At 74.7% G+C, this 16,418-nt stretch carries 14 protein-coding genes; 10 read left to right on the plus strand and 4 right to left on the minus strand.

What is annotated here, in order from left to right; genetic code table 11:
• Window positions 1-10: 10 nt before the first annotated feature.
• From J3486_RS45010 to J3486_RS24915, 6 genes are read left to right on the plus strand one after another with little or no spacing between them, the layout of a single operon-like run.
• Entirely contained in the window at window positions 11-3,016 is a 3,006-nt protein-coding gene (locus tag J3486_RS45010) for a Cof-type HAD-IIB family hydrolase (protein ID WP_207823892.1), read from the plus strand.
• A 43-nt stretch (window positions 3,017-3,059) separates the two neighbouring features.
• Window positions 3,060-5,237 (plus strand): 4-alpha-glucanotransferase, encoded by a 2,178-nt coding sequence (malQ, locus tag J3486_RS24895; RefSeq protein ID WP_207823894.1) that lies wholly within the window; start codon window positions 3,060-3,062, stop codon window positions 5,235-5,237.
• Window positions 5,218-6,423 carry a sedoheptulose 7-phosphate cyclase gene (locus J3486_RS24900; protein WP_207823896.1) on the plus strand — a complete coding sequence of 402 codons (1,206 nt, stop codon included), beginning with the start codon at window positions 5,218-5,220 and terminating at the stop codon, window positions 6,421-6,423. Before malQ ends, J3486_RS24900 begins: the two co-directional genes overlap by 20 nt.
• A complete protein-coding gene (locus J3486_RS44750) occupies window positions 6,416-6,955 on the plus strand; it encodes a cupin domain-containing protein (RefSeq protein ID WP_307804922.1) in 540 nt (179 codons plus the stop codon). The genes J3486_RS24900 and J3486_RS44750 overlap by 8 nt, the downstream gene beginning before the upstream one ends.
• Window positions 6,952-8,007 (plus strand): ROK family protein, encoded by a 1,056-nt coding sequence (locus J3486_RS24910; protein WP_207823897.1) that lies wholly within the window; start codon window positions 6,952-6,954, stop codon window positions 8,005-8,007. The genes J3486_RS44750 and J3486_RS24910 overlap by 4 nt, the downstream gene beginning before the upstream one ends.
• Window positions 8,004-8,951 (plus strand): sugar nucleotide-binding protein, encoded by a 948-nt coding sequence (locus J3486_RS24915; protein ID WP_207823899.1) that lies wholly within the window; start codon window positions 8,004-8,006, stop codon window positions 8,949-8,951. Before J3486_RS24910 ends, J3486_RS24915 begins: the two co-directional genes overlap by 4 nt.
• Here J3486_RS24915 and J3486_RS24920 read toward each other — a convergent pair.
• From J3486_RS24920 to J3486_RS24930, 3 genes are all read right to left on the minus strand, one after another.
• Window positions 8,914-10,284, minus strand: coding sequence for a serine hydrolase (locus tag J3486_RS24920; protein ID WP_207823900.1), 1,371 nt, complete (start codon window positions 10,282-10,284; stop codon window positions 8,914-8,916). The genes J3486_RS24915 and J3486_RS24920 overlap by 38 nt on opposite strands.
• Window positions 10,285-10,451: 167 nt before the next feature.
• The gene (locus J3486_RS24925) at window positions 10,452-11,312 is read right to left on the minus strand and encodes a class II fructose-bisphosphate aldolase (RefSeq protein ID WP_207823901.1); all 861 of its coding nucleotides are present in this window, start codon (window positions 11,310-11,312) and stop codon (window positions 10,452-10,454) included.
• 34 nt (window positions 11,313-11,346) lie between these two features.
• On the minus strand, window positions 11,347-12,231 hold the full coding sequence (locus J3486_RS24930) for an SIS domain-containing protein (RefSeq protein WP_207823903.1): 885 nt from the start codon (window positions 12,229-12,231) through the stop codon (window positions 11,347-11,349).
• Window positions 12,232-12,366: 135 nt separating this feature from the next.
• On the opposite strand from J3486_RS24930, the gene J3486_RS24935 reads away from it, so the two are divergent.
• The 4 genes from J3486_RS24935 to J3486_RS24950 all read left to right on the plus strand — a co-directional run bounded on the left by J3486_RS24935 (window position 12,367) and on the right by J3486_RS24950 (window position 15,959).
• A complete protein-coding gene (locus J3486_RS24935; protein ID WP_207823905.1) occupies window positions 12,367-13,146 on the plus strand; it encodes a DeoR/GlpR family DNA-binding transcription regulator in 780 nt (259 codons plus the stop codon).
• Window positions 13,147-13,171: 25 nt separating this feature from the next.
• Entirely contained in the window at window positions 13,172-13,699 is a 528-nt protein-coding gene (locus J3486_RS24940) for a hypothetical protein (protein WP_229378522.1), read from the plus strand.
• Window positions 13,700-13,780: 81 nt separating this feature from the next.
• Window positions 13,781-14,989: an MFS transporter gene (locus tag J3486_RS24945; RefSeq protein ID WP_207823906.1), complete on the plus strand. Its 1,209-nt coding sequence runs from the start codon at window positions 13,781-13,783 to the stop codon at window positions 14,987-14,989.
• Window positions 14,990-15,215: 226 nt separating this feature from the next.
• Entirely contained in the window at window positions 15,216-15,959 is a 744-nt protein-coding gene (locus J3486_RS24950; protein WP_207823908.1) for a maleylpyruvate isomerase family mycothiol-dependent enzyme, read from the plus strand.
• Between the two features lie 40 nt (window positions 15,960-15,999).
• Here J3486_RS24950 and J3486_RS24955 read toward each other — a convergent pair whose 3' ends face one another.
• Window positions 16,000-16,416 carry a MarR family winged helix-turn-helix transcriptional regulator gene (locus tag J3486_RS24955; RefSeq protein WP_229378523.1) on the minus strand — a complete coding sequence of 139 codons (417 nt, stop codon included), beginning with the start codon at window positions 16,414-16,416 and terminating at the stop codon, window positions 16,000-16,002.
• Window positions 16,417-16,418: the final 2 nt, after the last annotated feature.

Genomic DNA, 16,418 nt, shown 5'->3' on the forward strand with positions numbered 1-16,418 from the left:
CGACACCGACGTGCACATCATCGCGTTCTCCTTCGAGTGCGGCGGCTTCGACCTGCGGCTGATGCGCGGGGGTCTGTCGCCGCTCGTGTGGCAGCTGGCCCGCCAGTACGCCGCCCAGGGCCACCGCGTCTCGCTCGTGACGCCCGCGCACGGCCATCTGGAGCGGCTGCGGGCCACGTACGCCGTCGAGGACCTGCCGGAGCGGACCCTGCGGCACACGGTTCCGCTGGTGCCCGACCCGAAGACCTGGACGGACCGACCGGCCGAGATCCCGCTGGAGTTGGAGACGACGGCCCATGTGCTGCGGCTCGACGGTGTCGACGTGCACCTCCTCTCCGACACCCATCTCGATCTACTGCCCGACCGCCTCTACCCGCCGCCGGGCGCGGAGGGTCACGACCTGGCGCACTTCAAGCCGCTGGTGTTCCAGGTCGCGGGACTGCGCTACATACGGGAGCATCTGCGCACCCCGGGCGAGCCGACGGTCGTGCACGCCTTCGAGCCCGGATACCACTACCTCCTGCCGCCGGTGTTCGCCGGCGACCCGCTGCTGCGCACGGTGAGCACGGTCGCGGCGAACGCTCCGATCGGGCTGAAGGTGTACCGCCCGCAGGTGGAGCGGCTGCTGGGCCTGTTCGGCGCCGACGGCATCGACCTGGACGCCCTGGACGGGCCGCTGCCCGCCGAGGACTCGGCGCGCGCCGTGATGGGGCGCGCCCTGGCCGGGACGCGGCTGCACGTCGAGTACGGGCCCGATCATGTCGGTCTGTTCCCGCTGGTCGCGGCGCACGCCGATCTCGTGGACTTCGTCTCGCCGGGGCAGCGGGCGTACTTCAGCACGTTCCGGGACGCGCCCGTGGAGGCGCTGTTCGAGACACTGCCGGTGTCGAGGGTGCTGCGCGCCCGCGCGGACCGGCTGCTGACGGGCGGCTGCGGAGTCACGGACAGCTGGCTCGACCGGGACCCGGCCGCGGTGGACCGCGAGCGGATACGCACCGGTCTCGGCCTGGACCCGAGACGGCCGGTCTTCTACCACGCGGCCCGCTACGCGGTGCACCACAAGGGGCAGTTCGAGCTGATGCGGGCCGTGGAGGCGGTGCTCGACGGCGGCCTGGAGGCGAGTTTCCTGATCCGGTGCGCGGCCCCGGGCGGGACGCCGGCGAACGCGTACTTCCGGTCCGTGGCCGAGCGCCACCCGGACCGGCTCCGTCTCTCCTGGGACTTCGCCGACGAGGACACCCTGTTCCAGGAGGCGGCGAGCGCGGATTTCTGTGTCTTCCCCTCGAAGTTCGAGCTCGACGGGTTCCTCATCGCGCAGGCCGAGGCGATGGCGTGCGGCGCCGTGCCCGTCGCGACCGATCAGCAGGTGACCGCGCACTTCCGGCACGGGCTGCCACTGGACGACCCGCGGGCGACGGGCTTCTCGGTGCCGGGCTCGTTCCGCGACGACGATCCGGAGCTGGCCCGGCGGCTCGCGGACCTCCTCCGTACGGCGGCGGCCGTGCACACCGAGCGGCCGGACACCTACGCCCGGCTGTCCGCCAACTCCCGTGCGCTGGCGCGCGGGTTCACCTGGGCGCGGGCCGCCGCCACCCGGCTCGACGCGTTCACCGGGCTCGTCCACGACCGGCCGCCCGCCTTCCCCGTAGGGGAAGCGGTGGCCGCCGGCTGGTTCGACGTGCTGCCCGCCTCGGCCTGGCGGGATGCGGCCGAGGAGATTCGGGCGTCCGCGCTGACGCACGGGGACCTCGACGCCTTCGAGCGCGCGGGTGGCGTCCCCGACCGGCAGACGTACGAGCGGCTCTTCGAGGCGGCGTGGGAGCGCGCGGACTTCGCCCGCTGCCTGCGCACGGCGGTGGCCGCCGACCGTCCCGCCCTGGCCGCCCGCGTCCACCGGCGGGGCGAGGCGCGCAGGACGCCGGACGGCCGCCTCCACGTCACGTACCGGCACGCCGGGGCGTCGGCCGTGGAGATCGTTCGGGAGGGGGCGCCCGAGACCGCCCGCGGCACGCTGGAGACCCCGGCGGAGACCCTGGCCTCGGACGAGCCGGCGCCCGTCGGCGACGGCGCCGCCTTCCTCGCGCTCTCCCCCGGCGCACCGGACGGTTCCGGTGTCTTCACCGGCACCCTGGACGGGCCGCCCCTCGGCCGTGACCTGGTCGCCATGGTCACCCTCGCCTCGGGGCGGGTCGCCTGGGACACCCTGCCGCTGCACCGGCCGCCGTTCCGGCTCGTCGCCACCGATCTCGACGGGACGCTGCTGCGCGACGACCAGACCGTCTCCGAGCGGACCCGGCGCGCCCTGGCGGCGGTGGCCGACGCGGGTGCGCACCACGTGGTGGTCACGGGCCGTCCGGCCGCCGCCTGCACCGGGGTGCTGGACGCGCTCGGCTACCGGGGGCTCGCCGTGTGCGGGCAGGGCGCGCAGCTCTACGACGCCGGGTCGGGGCGGCTGCTCTCCTCCTCGCGACTGCCGCGGTCGACGGCCCGGAGGATCGTGGCCCACGTGGAAGAGGCACTGGGACCGGTGGAGCTGGGCGTGGTCACGGCGCCACCGGACAGCCGCTTCAAGGTCACGGAGCGGTTCGGGGACCGGATCCGGCACGGCTGGGACGTGACCGCCGACCGGGCCCGCCTCTGGGACGACCCCGTCGACAAGCTGATCCTGCACCATCCGGACCTCCCCGAGGACGAACTGGCAGCCGCCGTGCAGGAGTTGTGCGGGGACCGGGCGACCGTGGTGCACTCCGTGCGGGGCATGGTCGAGGTGCTGCCGCCCGGCACCACCAAGGCGGTCGGCATCGCCCGCGCCGCGCGCCTGCTCGGCTGCACCGCCGCGGACACCCTCGCCTTCGGCGACATGCCCAACGACATCCCGCTGCTCACCTGGGCGGCGCACGGCGTGGCCGTGGCCAACGCCCATCCCTCGCTCCTCGCCGTCGCCGACGAGATCGCGCCCGCCAACGAGTCGGACGGCGTGGCGCGGGTGCTGGAGCGCCTCTTCACCCGCGACTGAGCCCGCCCCTCCGTTGAGCACGGCCCAGGAAAGGCCCACCCCTATGTCCCCACCTGTCCGAGATGCCCTGCACCTGCTGGCCCGAGCCCATGGCGTGGCCACCTCCTACACGACGGACCGGGGCGTCCGTACCGACGTCTCGCCCGACACCCTGATCGCGGTACTCGCGGCGTGCGGTGTCGAAGCGGCCACGCCCGCCGCCGCGTCCTCCGCGCTGGCCGCGCACGAACAGCGGCGCGCCGCACGGCTGTTGCCGCCGTGCGTGGTGCGGACCGCGGCCGAAAGCCTGAGCCTCGACGGGCTCGGGCTGCCTCACGGCACCGAGGCGTACGTGGAGCTGGAGGACGGGGCGGGTTCCGTCCCGGTCACCGCGGCACGCCCGGCCGGCCTGCCGGTCGGCCTGCACACGCTGCACGTCGCCGGCGCGGCCGAGAGCGCGCCGCTCCTGATCGCCCCCGAGCGGGTCACGCTCCCCCAGGGCCGGCACTGGGGCTTCCTCGTGCAGCTGTACTCGACGCTGTCCCGGCGCTCCTGGGGCATGGGCGACCTCGGCGACCTGGCCGAACTCGCCGAGTGGTCGGCGCGGGAACACGGCGCGGGATTCGTCCAGCTGGGCCCGCTGCACGCGGCGGTCCCCGGCCCGCTCACCGACCCGTCCCCCTACCGCCCCAGCTCCCGCCGCTTCCCCGACCCGCTGCACCTGCGCGTCGAGGCGGTCCGCGAGTACGCGTACCTGCCCGAGGAGGAGCGGCGCGCCGTCGACGCGTGCGCGGGGCGTGCCCGTGCCCTCAACGGCGCGGTGCTGAACGGCAGTTCGCTGATCGACCGCGACACGGTGCGCACGCTCAAGCTGACGGCGCTGCGGCGGATCCACGCGGCGGTGCCGCTGACGCCGGGACGCGCCGCCGCGTTCGACGCGTTCGTCCGGCGCGAGGGCCGTGATCTCACCGACTTCGCGACGTGGTGCGCGCTCGCCGAGGTGCACGGCGACGTCTGGCGGTCCTGGCCCGCCGGGTTGCGCGATCCGCGCTCCGGCGCCGTGGAGCGCGCCCGCGCCGAGCACGCCGACGCCGTCGCCTTCCACCGCTGGCTGGCCTGGGTCACGGACGAACAGCTCGCCGACGCCCAGCACCGGGCCACGGCCGCCGGGATGCCGATCGGTCTCGTCCACGACCTCGCGGTCGGGGTCGCGCCGGACGGCGCGGACTCCTGGGCTTACCAGGACTTCCTCGCGTCGGGGATGAGCGTGGGCGCGCCGCCGGACGACTTCAACGCGCGGGGCCAGGACTGGAGTCAGCCCCCGTGGCGCCCCGACGCGCTGCGGGCGGCGGGCTGCCGTCCGCTCGCCGGGGTGCTGCGCGCCGGGCTGCGGCACGCGGGGGCGCTCCGCGTCGACCATGTGATGGGCCTGTTCCGGCTGTGGTGGATCCCGGAGGGCCGCCCGCCCGCCGAGGGCACCTACGTCCGCTACGACGGCGACGCGCTGCTCGGCACGCTCCTGACGGAGGCGCACCGGGCGGGCGCCGCCGTGATCGGCGAGGACCTCGGCACCGTCGAGGCGGGGGTGCGGGAGCGGCTCGCGCGGCGCGGCGTCCTCGGCACCTCCGTACAGCGCTTCGAGTACGTGGGCGGGTCGGAGGGCCGCCACGGGCCGCTCCCCGCACGGGACTGGCGGCCCGACTGCCTGGCGACGCTGACCACGCACGACCTGCCCGGCACGGCGGCGTGGCTGAGCGGCGAGCACGTCGAACTCCGCTCCCGTCTGGGCCTGTTGACCCGGCCGGAGCCGGAGGAGAAGGCGCAGGCCGCGGCGGAGCGGGACGGGTGGCTCGCCGAGCTGGCCCGGTCCGGGCTGCTCGCGGACGGCGACCCGGGGCCGGAGGCGGCGCTGCTCGCCCTGCACCGGTTCCTGCTGAGCACGCCGTCCCGGCTGCTCGGCGTATGGCTGCCGGACGCCGTCGGGGACCGGCGGCCGCAGAACCTGCCGGGCACGTCCGACGTGCACCCGAACTGGCGGCTGCCGGTCGCGGACGGGGCGGGGCGCCCGGTCCCGCTGGAGGAGCTGGCGGACCACCCGCTCGTACGGAAGGTCACCGGGCTGTTCGCGGCGCTCTCCGGGCGGTCGGACGAGCAGCACAACGACCCCGAGAACACCGAGAACACCGAGAACGCTGAGGACACTGAGGACACCGAGGAGACAGATGCCAGGCCAGCTTCTTGACCAGGTCGGGTCGGGCGTGCGCGAGGACGCCGACGGGTTCGGCCTGCTCGCGCCCGACGGCACGGCGTACCGTGTGGACGTCACCGAGGGCGTGTTCGACCAGGACAATCCGCTCCTCGCGCGTGCTCTCGCGGGCCGCAGGGTCGTCGCCTTCGTCAGCCCGACCGTCGACCGGCTGTACGGGGACCGGCTCCGCGCCTACCTCGACACCCAGATGGCGGCGGGCAGTTGGAGCGTCCACCGGCTCCGCACCGGCGAGCACCACAAGACGCTCGCCTCCGTCGAGGAGGTCTGCGCCACCGCCAAGGCGGCCGGGCTCGACCGGCACGGCGTGATGCTGGCCGTGGGCGGCGGGATCGTGGCGGACGTGGTCGGGTTCGCCGCGTCGATGTACGCGCGCGGTATCCGCTACATCAAGGTCAACACGACGCTCGTGGGGCAGGTGGACGTCGGCGTCGGCGTGAAGACGGGGGTCAACGCGCTGCGCACGAAGAACATGTTCGGCGCGTACCACCCCGCCCACGCCTCGCTCAACGACCCGGCGTTCCTGCGCACGCTGCCGCCGCGCGAGATCCGGTGCGGGCTCGCGGAGATCGTCAAGATGGCGGTGATCCTGGACGAGGAGCTGCTGCGGACGCTGGAGCGCCGTCCGCACCTCTTCCTCGACTCGTCCGCCGCCGACGGCGCGTCGGAGACGTACGTCCTGCGGACGTCGATGCGGCTGATGATGGAGGAGCTCTGCCCGAATCTGCGGGAGCACGAGCTGGCCCGGCTCGTGGACTTCGGGCACACCTTCAGCCCGGTGATCGAGACGGCGGGCGACCACGTCCTCGAACACGGTGAGGCGGTCGCCGTCGACATGGCTCTCTCCGCGCACATCGCGCGGCTGCTCGGCCTGACGGACGCGGACACGTGCGAGCGGATCGTCGGACTGCTGCGCCGCATCGGGCTGCCCGTTCACGACGCGCGGACCTGCACGCCCGAGCTGATGACCCATGCCCTGCGCGCGTCCTGGGAGCGGCGCGGCCGCAGGCTGCATCTGGTGGTGCCGACGGCGCCGGGCAAGGCGGCGTTCGTCGACGAACTGGAGGACCTGCCGGAGTCGTTGCTGCGGTCGGCCCTGGACGCGCTGGCGCGGGACGGGGAACGGGACGGGAAGCGGGAAGGTGCGGGGAACGGTGAGTGACGCGACGGACGCCAGGGACACCATGGACTCCAGAGACGCCGTGGACACCAGGGACGCAGGGGACCCCGGGAACGGCGTGGACTCCACGGCCGGGATCGGCGGCCCGGACACTCCAGTCAGCCCAGACACCCCAGGCGGCGCGGCCCCCACGGGCGGCCTCCCGAATCTGCGGGACCTGCTCACCGGGAAGGCGCACGACCACGGCGGCGAGGGCACCATCAGGGCCTATCGCGCCTTCTCCCGCGCGCCGGAGGGCCGGGGCGCCGCGTTCGTCGATCTGGCCGTGCTGCCGCCGGGCACCTCGATCGGCCGGCACCGGCACGGCGCGGACCGGGAGACGTACATCGTGCTCAACGGCAGCGGGCTGATGTTCCGCGACGGCGAGCGCTTCCGGGTCCGTGCGGGCGACATCGTCGTCAACCGGCCCTACGGGGAGCACGGCCTGGTCAACGACGGGACGGCGGAGCTGCGCCTGCTCGTCTTCGAGGAGCCGCTCCCGGCCGCCACCGCTCCCGAAGGGGTCACCACGTGAACTCCCCAGTCCCCGAGGCCCCGTTCACGGTGCTCGACGTCGGCGGCACGACCCTGCGCATCGCGGAGTACGCCCCGGCGACGGGCACGCTGTCCCGGGTGCGCCGGGTCCCGGTCGACGGGATGGCGCGCGATCCGGACGCGCCCGTAGCCGTCCTCCAGGAACGCGTCGTCGCCCAGCTCGTCCGGGAGATCGAGGCGCACGCCTCGACCGGTCCCGCGCCGCGCGCCGTCGGTGTCGCGTTCGCCGGGCCGATCACCGCGGGCGGTCTGGTGCTGGCCGCGCCGACGGTCTGGGGCAGGCGTGGCGCGCCCCTGCCGTTGGGCGCGCGGCTGTCCGAGCGGCTCGGCGTCCCCGTGATCGTCGTCAACGACCTCACGGCCGCGGCCTGGCGGTACGCCGCCGGCGAGGACGAGCCGTTCTGTCTGTTGACGGTCAGCTCGGGGATCGGCAACAAGGTGTTCCGGGGCGGCGAGATCCTGCTCGACGCGGACGGGCACGGTGGCGAGCTGGGGCACTGGACGTGCGACACCTCGCCGGACGCGCCGCTGTGCGACTGCGGGGGCCGCGGCCACCTCGGGGCGATCGCGTCGGGGCGCGGGGTGCTGGCCGCGGCCCGCCGGGCGGCGACGGCCGAGCCTTCGGGGTTCGCTTCGTCGCTGCTCGCCGGGGAGCACGGCTCCCCCGAGGCGCTGACGAACGAAGCGCTCGCGGCGGCGATCCGCGCGGACGACCCGTTCGCGACGGCCGTCCTGCGCGGCACGCTCACGCCGCTCGCCCAGGCCATCGGCTCCGTGTTCACGTCGATCGGGATCTGCCGCTACATCGTGATGGGCGGTTTCGCCCTGGCCGTCGGAGAGCGCTACCGGCGTTTGCTGGTCGGCGAGTTGACGCGGCTCGGCTGCTTCGGCCTGGACGCGGCGGCCGTGGACGCGATGGTGTCCCTGGGTGTCGCGGACGACGACCACGGCCTGATCGGCGCGGGCCGGCTGCTGGCCCGGCGGCTGCCCGCGCCGCTGCCCGTCCCGGCGGGACCGGGGGTGGCCCGATGACCGGCACCCTCGTCATCGGCAGCGGCTTCGTCGGCACCGGTGTCGCCCGGCGGCTGTGCGCCGCGGGTTCCCCGGTGACCCTCGCCTCGCGCGGGCGGCCCACCACGCCGCCTGCCGGCTACGGGGCCCGCTGGTGCGCTCTCGACGCCACCGACACCGAGGCCTGCGGACGGCTGCTCGCGCAGGTGCGGCCGGAGCGTGTCGTGCTGGTGCACGGCCCGTCGGACGTGACGTGGTGCGAGGCGCACCCGGCCGAGGCGGAGCGCGCGCACGTGGCGGTCGCCGACAACGTGGCGTCGCTGGCGCCGGACGCGCGGATCGTGCTGATCTCCACGGACAACGTCTTCGACGGCGCCGCGCCGCGCAACACCGAGTCCACGCCGGTCTCCCCGGCGAACGCGTACGGGCGGGCCAAGCGCAGGGCCGAGGAGGTGCTGCTGGGCACGGCGGCGGACGCGGTCGCGCTGCGGGTCAGTCTCGTCTACGGTCACGAGCCCGCCGACGCCGGCAAGTGGCTCAACTTCTTCGCGGCCTGCGCGCACCGGCTGCTGGCCGGGGAACCGGTGCGGGCCCCGGACGACCACTGGACCACTCCGGTGGCGGTGGACGATGTCGCCCGGGTCACGGCCGCCCTGCTGGACGCGGCCGCGCCGCTGCCGCCGGTGCTCCACCTGGGCGGCCCCGACCGGGTCACGCGCGCCGAGTGGGCGATGACGATCGCGGACGCGCTGGGCGCGGACCGGCAGTTGGTGGAGCCGGTGCCGAAGGCGCGGACCCGTTATGCGTCACGGCCGCGGAACGCGTGTCTGGCGAGCGAGCTGACCGCGACGCTGCCGGGCCTGGCCGGACTGCGGGTCCGCGGCATCGACGCGGCGGCCCGCGCGCTGGCCGCCGACTTCGGGCCCGTCACCCGCCCGCCGGCGCCGGCCCGGGATCGCGGGTGAACCGGGCGCCGGTGAGTTCCAGCGCGACCGGACGCCCCTCGGGGTCGCGGCGTACGCGCAGTTCCTCACCGGCGTAGGCGCCGTCGAGCCCCACCAGGCCGCCCTGCGGGGTGGGGCCGAAGCGGCAGGCGGGCGCCCGGAACCGGGACGGCCTGGTGCGGGTGCTGACGGGCTGGAGCAACAGGCCGCCGTCCGGCTCCAGTTGGACGGCGTGCGGGCGCGGGCCCTGGTACCAGTAGCCGGTCAGCGCCAGGGTCCGGGCGGGCACGTCGGCGGGCCGCCACTCCTCGGGCAGCGGGAGGGTCTGCTCGCCCAGGACGTCCAGCAGGTCGAGGGCGCGGCTCGGGCTCAGTCCCGTGCTGGCGTTGCCGAGGACGACGGCGCCGGTCCGCCGCTCGCGGTCCACCCAGACCGTGGCGAGGTGGCCGGGGATGCCGCCGGGGTGGCCGACGAGGGTGCGGCCCTGGTGGCGTACGACCTGGAGGCCGAGGCCGAAGCCCGCTCCGGGTCCGTCGCGGCGGGCGGACAGCTCCGTCGGCTCGGCCATCTCGGCGAGCGTGTCCGGGTGCAGCACCCCTGCGCCGTCGCCGAGCAGGAACTCGGCCCAGCGGGCGAGGTCGGCCGGGGTGGACCACAGCGCGCCCGCGGCGGCCATGGCGCGGCTGTCGCCGACCGTCTCCGGGACGAGCACGGGGGCCCAGGGGTGGACGGCCCAGCCGGGCGCGGCGTCCGGTCCCGGGTCCGTGCCGGTGCCGCGCAGTCCGAGCGGCGCGAGCACCTCCTGTCGCAGGACGTCCTCCCAGGGGGCCCGGCGGATCCGTTCGACCAGTGCTCCCAGCACGGCGTAGCCGATGTTCGAGTACTGGAACCGTTCGCCGGCCGGGCCCAGGACGCCGTCGGCGGACGGCAGCGCGTCGGCCGGCCCCGGTCCGCTGTGGGGCCAGTCGCAGCCGGGGGTCATGGCGGCCAACCCCGCCGTGTGGGTGAGGAGTTGCTCCGCCGTGCGGTCGCCGGCGGGCGTCCCCGGGAGGTACCGCTCCAGCGGTACGTCCGTCTTCAGCTCGCCCAGGTCGCGCAGCCGCAGGACGAGGACCGCCGTGAACGACTTGGTGAGGGAGCCGATCCGGTACCGGGTCTGCAGCGTCGGCGGCCGGTCGCCGACCCGGCCGCGCACCCCGGTCCACGCCGTCCGTCCGTCGACGAGGGCGCAGCCGACGACCGACGGCACGCGGCCGTCGGCCTGTGCGGCGGCGAGCCGGTGCAGCAGAAGACGCCCGACGCCGCCGAGCGGCTGCTCGGCGGCGTCGGCGCGGGGCTGGGGCAGCTGACGCATGGGGCGGCTCTCCCTGGGTCGGTCGCACGAGGTCGCGGAAGGGTGCGCACGGCCGCGCGCGGCGGCGGGCCGCCCCGACTCAACCAGGCGCACCCCACCCCTGCAAGACCCTTCTGCAATTTTCAGCAGCCAATTACGGCCGCCCTGCGCGGAGTTGCCCGTGCGCCTCAGCCGCGCAGCACCGTGATGAACTCGCGTACGGTCCGCGCCATCGCCTCCCGTCCCACGGTCAGGTACGTGCGGGAGTCGACCGCGTCGGGATGCGCCGCGAGGAACTCCCGGATGGCCCCGGTCATCGCGATGTTGAGGGCCGTGCCGACGTTGACCTTGGCGATCCCGCCGCGGACGGCCGCGGCCAGCTCGGTGTCCGGCACCCCCGACGAACCGTGCAGCACGAGCGGCACCCCGAGTTCACCGACCCCTTCCGCGAGCCGCTTCAGCAGCTCGTGGTCGAGGGCCGCGGTCCGCGTCGTCATGGCGTGCGAGGAGCCGACGGCCACGGCGAGCGCGTCCACGCCGGAGTCGGAGACGAACGCCCGCGCCTCACCGGGGTCGGTGCGGGCCCCGGGCGCGTGCGCGTCGAGCGGTGCGGCGCCGCCCTTGCCGCCCACCTCCCCCAGCTCGGCCTCCACCCAGAGCCCGTTGGCGTGCCCCCAGTCGGCGGCGGCGCGGGTCGCGGCGAGGTTCTCGTCGTAGGACAGACGCGCGGCGTCGTACATCACCGAGCCGAATCCGGCGTCGGCCGCCTGCCGCAGCAGGTCGTCGCTCTGTACGTGGTCCAGGTGCAGGCCGACGTCGACGCCGGCCCGCTCGGCGACGGCCACGGCCGCGCGGGCCAGCGGCAGCAGCCGGCCGTAGCGGTAGCGGACGGCGTTCTCGCTGATCTGGAGGACGACGGGGGCGCCGGCCGCCTCGGCGCCCGCGACGACGGCCTCGATGTGTTCGAGGGTGATGACGTTGAACGCGGCGACGGCGCCGCGGCGGGCCGCGGCCTCCGTCACCAGGGTCCCTGTTGCTGCGAGGGGCACTGCCCCTCCCTTCTCAAGTCCGGCGCCGGTGGCGTCAGTTGGCGTCGAGGATCACCGAGCGGGTGAGGTGGCGCGGCTGGTCGGGGTCGAGCTCCTGGCGGGCCGCGACGGCGACCGCGAGGCGCTGGGCGCGGACGAGTTCGGCCAGCGGGTCGAGGCGGCCCTCGATCCACAGCGCGCCGGTCGCGGCGACCTGCGCGGCGAGCCCCTCGGGCGCCTCGCCGAACATCCAGGTGGCGGTGCCGGTGGTGGTGACGCTGATCGGGCCGTGGCGGTACTCCATCGCCGGGTACGCCTCGGTCCACGACAGGGACGCCTCGCGCATCTTCAGCGCGGCCTCGTTGGCGAGCCCGACGGTCCAGCCGCGGCCCAGGAACGTGAACTGGCCGCACTCCGCGAGCCCTTCGGGCAGCGGCTCGGCGAGCGCGGTGCGGGCGTCGGCGACGGCCTGTTCGGTGTGCAGGCCGAGGTGAGCGCGGAGCAGGGTCAGCGCGGTGGTGGCGAAGCGGGTCTGCACGACGGACTTCTCGTCGGCGAAGTCGAGCACCACGAGGTCGTCGGTGGCCGTCCTGATCGGGGTGTCCGGGTCGCCGGTGATCGCCGTGGTGCGCGCCGTGCCACGGACCGCGGCGAGCAGGTCGAGCACCTCGGTGGTGGTGCCGGAGCGGGTGAGGGCGATCACCCGGTCGTAGGCGCGCCCGGCCGGGAACTCCGACGCGGCGAACGCGTCCGTCTCGCCCTGCCCCGACTGCTCCCGCAGTGCGGCGGCCGCCTGCGCCATGAACCACGAGGTGCCGCAGCCGACGATCGCGACCCGCTCCCCCGCGGCCGGCAGCGCCGCCTCGTGCTGCGCGGCCAGACCCGCCGCGCGCGTCCAGCACTCCGGCTGGCTGTTCAGCTCGTTCTCGACATGACTCATGCCGGCCCCACTCCCTCACTCACAGCTGATGCTCGTTAATGCAAGATATAGCTAGCTTTCGATCAACATCAAGCATTCGTGCGCACAGCGGCTAGGGTTTGCCCGACCGAGTCGATCGACGATTGGAGGCCGCGGATGTCCCGCGACGCCCGCTGGAAGTCCCTCCTGGAGCTGCTCGTCGAGCGCGGCCGCCTCGACGTCGAGGACGCGGCGGCCGAACTCGGGGTGTCCGCGGCGACGATCCGCCGCGACTTCGACCAACTCGCCGAGCAGCAGATGCTGGTGCGCACCCGGGGCGGCGCCGTCGTGCACGGGGTCAGCTACGAACTCCCGCTGCGCTACAAGACCGCGCGCAACGCCTCCGAGAAGCAGCGCATCGCCAAGGCCGTCGCCGAACTCCTCACGCCCGGCGAGGCGGTCGGCCTCACCGGCGGCACGACGACGACCGAGGTGGCTAGGGCGCTCGCCGTGCGGCCCGAACTCTCCTCCGGCAGCCCGACCCTGACGATCGTCACGAACGCCCTGAACATCGCCAACGAGCTGGCGGTGCGCCCCCAGTTCAAGATCGTGCTGACCGGCGGGGTCGCACGGGCGCAGTCGTACGAGTTGATCGGCCCGCTCGCCGACGGCGTGCTCAGCCAGATCACCCTGGACACCGCGGTGCTCGGTGTCGTCGGCCTCGACGTCGTGCACGGCGCCTCCGCGCACGACGAGGCCGAGGCCGCGATCAACCGGCTGCTGTGCGAGCGCGCCGAGCGCGTGGTCGTCGCGGCGGACGCCAGCAAGCTGGGCCACCGCGCCTTCGCGCGGATCTGCGACGCGGAGCAGGTGGACGTCCTGGTGACGGACGCGTCCGCGGACCGGGCGGAACTGGAGCGGTTCGAGGAGGCGGGCGTCCAGGTCGTCGCCGTCTGACCGGACACCCACCCGCCTTCGGCCCATGACGTCCCCCTGCTCGCCCCGCCGGCTCGCCCAGTGGCACGCCGGGATCACACACGCGGTGAGCCGCCTGCTCGCGACGTTCGAGGAGACCTACGGCCACCCGCCGGGCACGAACGCGATCCGCCCGGCCGACGAGGACGACCTCGCGGCCGCCCGCGCCTACGCCCGCGAGTCACTCGGGTTCGAGGATCTGCAGACGTTCTACGCGTCGATCGGCGAGGTGTCACTGCCCGACGTGGGCAACGGCTTCTTCCTCCACTCGGCGCGCGACGTCCTCGACCGGCTCGCCCAGGACGGCCCCGTCGCCCTCCCGGAGGCCGACGACCCGCTCGGCATGGTGATCGCGTCGAACGGCGGGGGCCGTCTCTACGTCGCCGACCGGGGCGGCGCCGTCCACCGCTCCCGGACCGCGTCCGTGGACGACGGGGCGTTCGACAAAGTCGCCGGGAACCTCCCGGAGTTCCTCGATCTCGTGCTCCGCTCGGTCGTCCGCTTCGTGGAGACGGGCGAAGCCGGCGACCTGTAGCGCCCCGCCGCCTTCCACCGCGCCCCGTCCCGCCCGCAACCCCCCTTGTCCCGTGGGCGACTCCACCCCTAATCTGACTTTGTGCCGCTACTAAACAAACTCGGGACCGTCAGCGCCGACAGTCCCCGCCTCCCCTCCCTGACCCGACTGCGCATCGCCCTCACCGTGTTCTTCGCCCTCGACGGCTTCGTCTTCGCGGGCTGGGTGGTGCGCATCCCCGCCATCAAGGCGCAGACCGGCGCGTCAGCCAGCGGGCTCGGGCTCGCGCTGCTCGGCGTCTCGGCCGGTGCCGTGATCACGATGATGCTCACGGGACGGCCGTGCCGCCGCTTCGGCAACCACCAGGTGACGGTGGCCTGCGGCGTACTGCTGCCGCTCACCGTGGTCCTGCCGCCGCTGACCCACTCACCGGTCACGCTCGGCCTCGTCCTGCTGGTGTTCGGGGCCGCGTACGGCGGCATCAACGTGGCGATGAACAGCGCGGCCGTCGACCTCGTCGCCGCGCTCGGCCGACCGGCCATGCCGAGCTTCCACGCCGCGTTCAGCCTGGGCGGCATGGTCGGTTCGGGCCTGGGCGGCCTGGTCGCGGGACAGCTGTCGCCGACCCGGCACCTGCTCGGGATCATGGTGATCGGCCTCGCGGTCACGGCCGCCGCCGGTCCCACGCTGCTGCGGCAGCCGTCCCCGCGCCCCCAGGAACGTATACGGACGCCCTCCCCCGAACCGTCCCACCGGATCGACCGCGGAACCCGGCTGCTCGTCCTGGTCTTCGGCCTGATCGCACTGTGCACGGCGTACGGCGAAGGAGCCCTGGCCGACTGGAGCGCGCTCCACCTGGAGCAGGACCTGCACGCGCACCCGGGACTCGCCGCGGCCAGCTACTCGTGCTTCGCGTTCGCCATGACCGTCGGCCGGCTCACCGGCACCTCGCTGCTCGAACGGCTCGGCAGGACGCGGACCTTGGTCTTCGGCGGCGCGACGGGGGCCGTCGGGATGCTGCTCGGTTCACTGGCCCCCTCGGTGTGGCCGGCCCTGATCGGGTTCGCGGTCACCGGGCTCGGCCTCGCGAACATCTTCCCCGTCGCGGTCGAGCGGGCCGGGGCGCTCGCGGGCCCCACGGGCGTCGCCGCGGCCTCCACGCTCGGCTACGGCGGCATGCTGCTCGGACCGCCCGCGATCGGCTTCATGGCGGACTGGTTCTCGCTGCCCCTCGCCCTGACGAGCGTGGCGCTGCTGGCGGCCGTCGCGGCGACGATCGGGTTCGCCACGCGCCGCGCGACCGTCGGCTGAGAGCCTGTCTTTGAACCCCCGTCGTCCGCCCGGAGGGCGGGCGCAGCGGCGGTCGGTGCGTGCGATCGTTGTGCGTCGTGCCAGGTCATGTGGCGGAGCCACCTGTCCAGGCACGACGTGCGGCGAGCGTGCGTGCCGGGCGTCGGGGCGCAGGCGGGGGTTCAAAGACAGGCTCTGAGACCCGCGAAGCCACGTTGAAGCGCACTCCAGGCGGCAGACTCACCCCATGGAGATTGCCGAACACATTCAAGTCGTGGACGCCGAGGGCCGATTGCTGGCCGCGGCCGCCGAGAAGGCCGGGACCGACGCGCAGGTCGCCACCTGCCCCGGCTGGCAGATCCGCGATCTGGTGCGCCACCAGGGATCGGTGCACCGCTGGGCCACCGCGTTCGTGGCCGAGGGGCTCACGGAACGCCGCCCGATGCCCGAGGCCCCTGCCGACACGGACGGGGACGCGCTCCTCGCCTGGTTCCGCGAGGGACACCACCGACTTGTCGACACATTGACGAACGCGCGGCCCGGCCTGGAGTGCTTCGCCTTCCTGCCCGCCCCGTCACCACTGGCGTTCTGGGCGCGGCGGCAGGCGCACGAGACGACCGTGCACCGGGTGGACGCCCAGTCGGCGCTGCACCCGGTGACCGCACAGGAAGCCGCCCCGATCGGCGCGGAGTTCGCGGTCGACGGGATCGACGAGCTGCTCCTCGGGTTCCACGCCCGCCAGCGCAGCCGGATGCGGTCGGACGCACCGCGGGTGCTGCGGGTGCGGGCCACGGACGCCGACGTCACCTGGACCGTGCGCGTCACGCAGGACCCGCCCGCCGCCGAGCGGGGCGCCACGGCGGACGCCGAGTGCGAGGTGTCGGGGCCCGCGGCGCGCCTGTATCTGGCGCTGTGGAACCGGCTGCCGTTCCCGGCCGTCAGCGGGGACTTCGCGCTGGCCGAGCAGTGGCGCGAGCGCGCGGGCGTCTGATCCCGCGGCTCGTCCCGCGACCGTCGACCGCGGCGGGCCGTCACTCGGCCGCGTCGGACTCCAGCATCCGGCGCAGCACGGCCCGCTGCAGCGGCCGCACCTGCGTGTGCAGGGCGCGGCCCTTGTCGGTGATGCAGACCCGCACCCCGCGCCGGTCCTCGCTGCACATGCCGCGCTCGACGAGGCCGTCCTTCTCCAGCCGGCCGATGAGCCGGGACAGGGCGCTCTGGCTCAGATGGACCTGGCCGGCGATCTCCTGGACGCGGTACCCGGACGTGCCGTCCTCCGCCGCGCCCTCGGCGAGCACGTCGAGAACCTCGAAGTCGCTGGCGCCCAGACCGTACTGATGCAGCTCACGGTCGAGCTCGCACAGAGTGCGCGCGTGCACCGCGAGAATGCCCCGCCACTGTTCCACGAGACCGGTCGACGTCTCGACCATCGCATTTCCTGCCGCCATGA

It is taken from the genome of Streptomyces sp. VRA16 Mangrove soil (genome assembly GCF_017377775.1).
GTDB lineage: Bacteria > Actinomycetota > Actinomycetes > Streptomycetales > Streptomycetaceae > Streptomyces.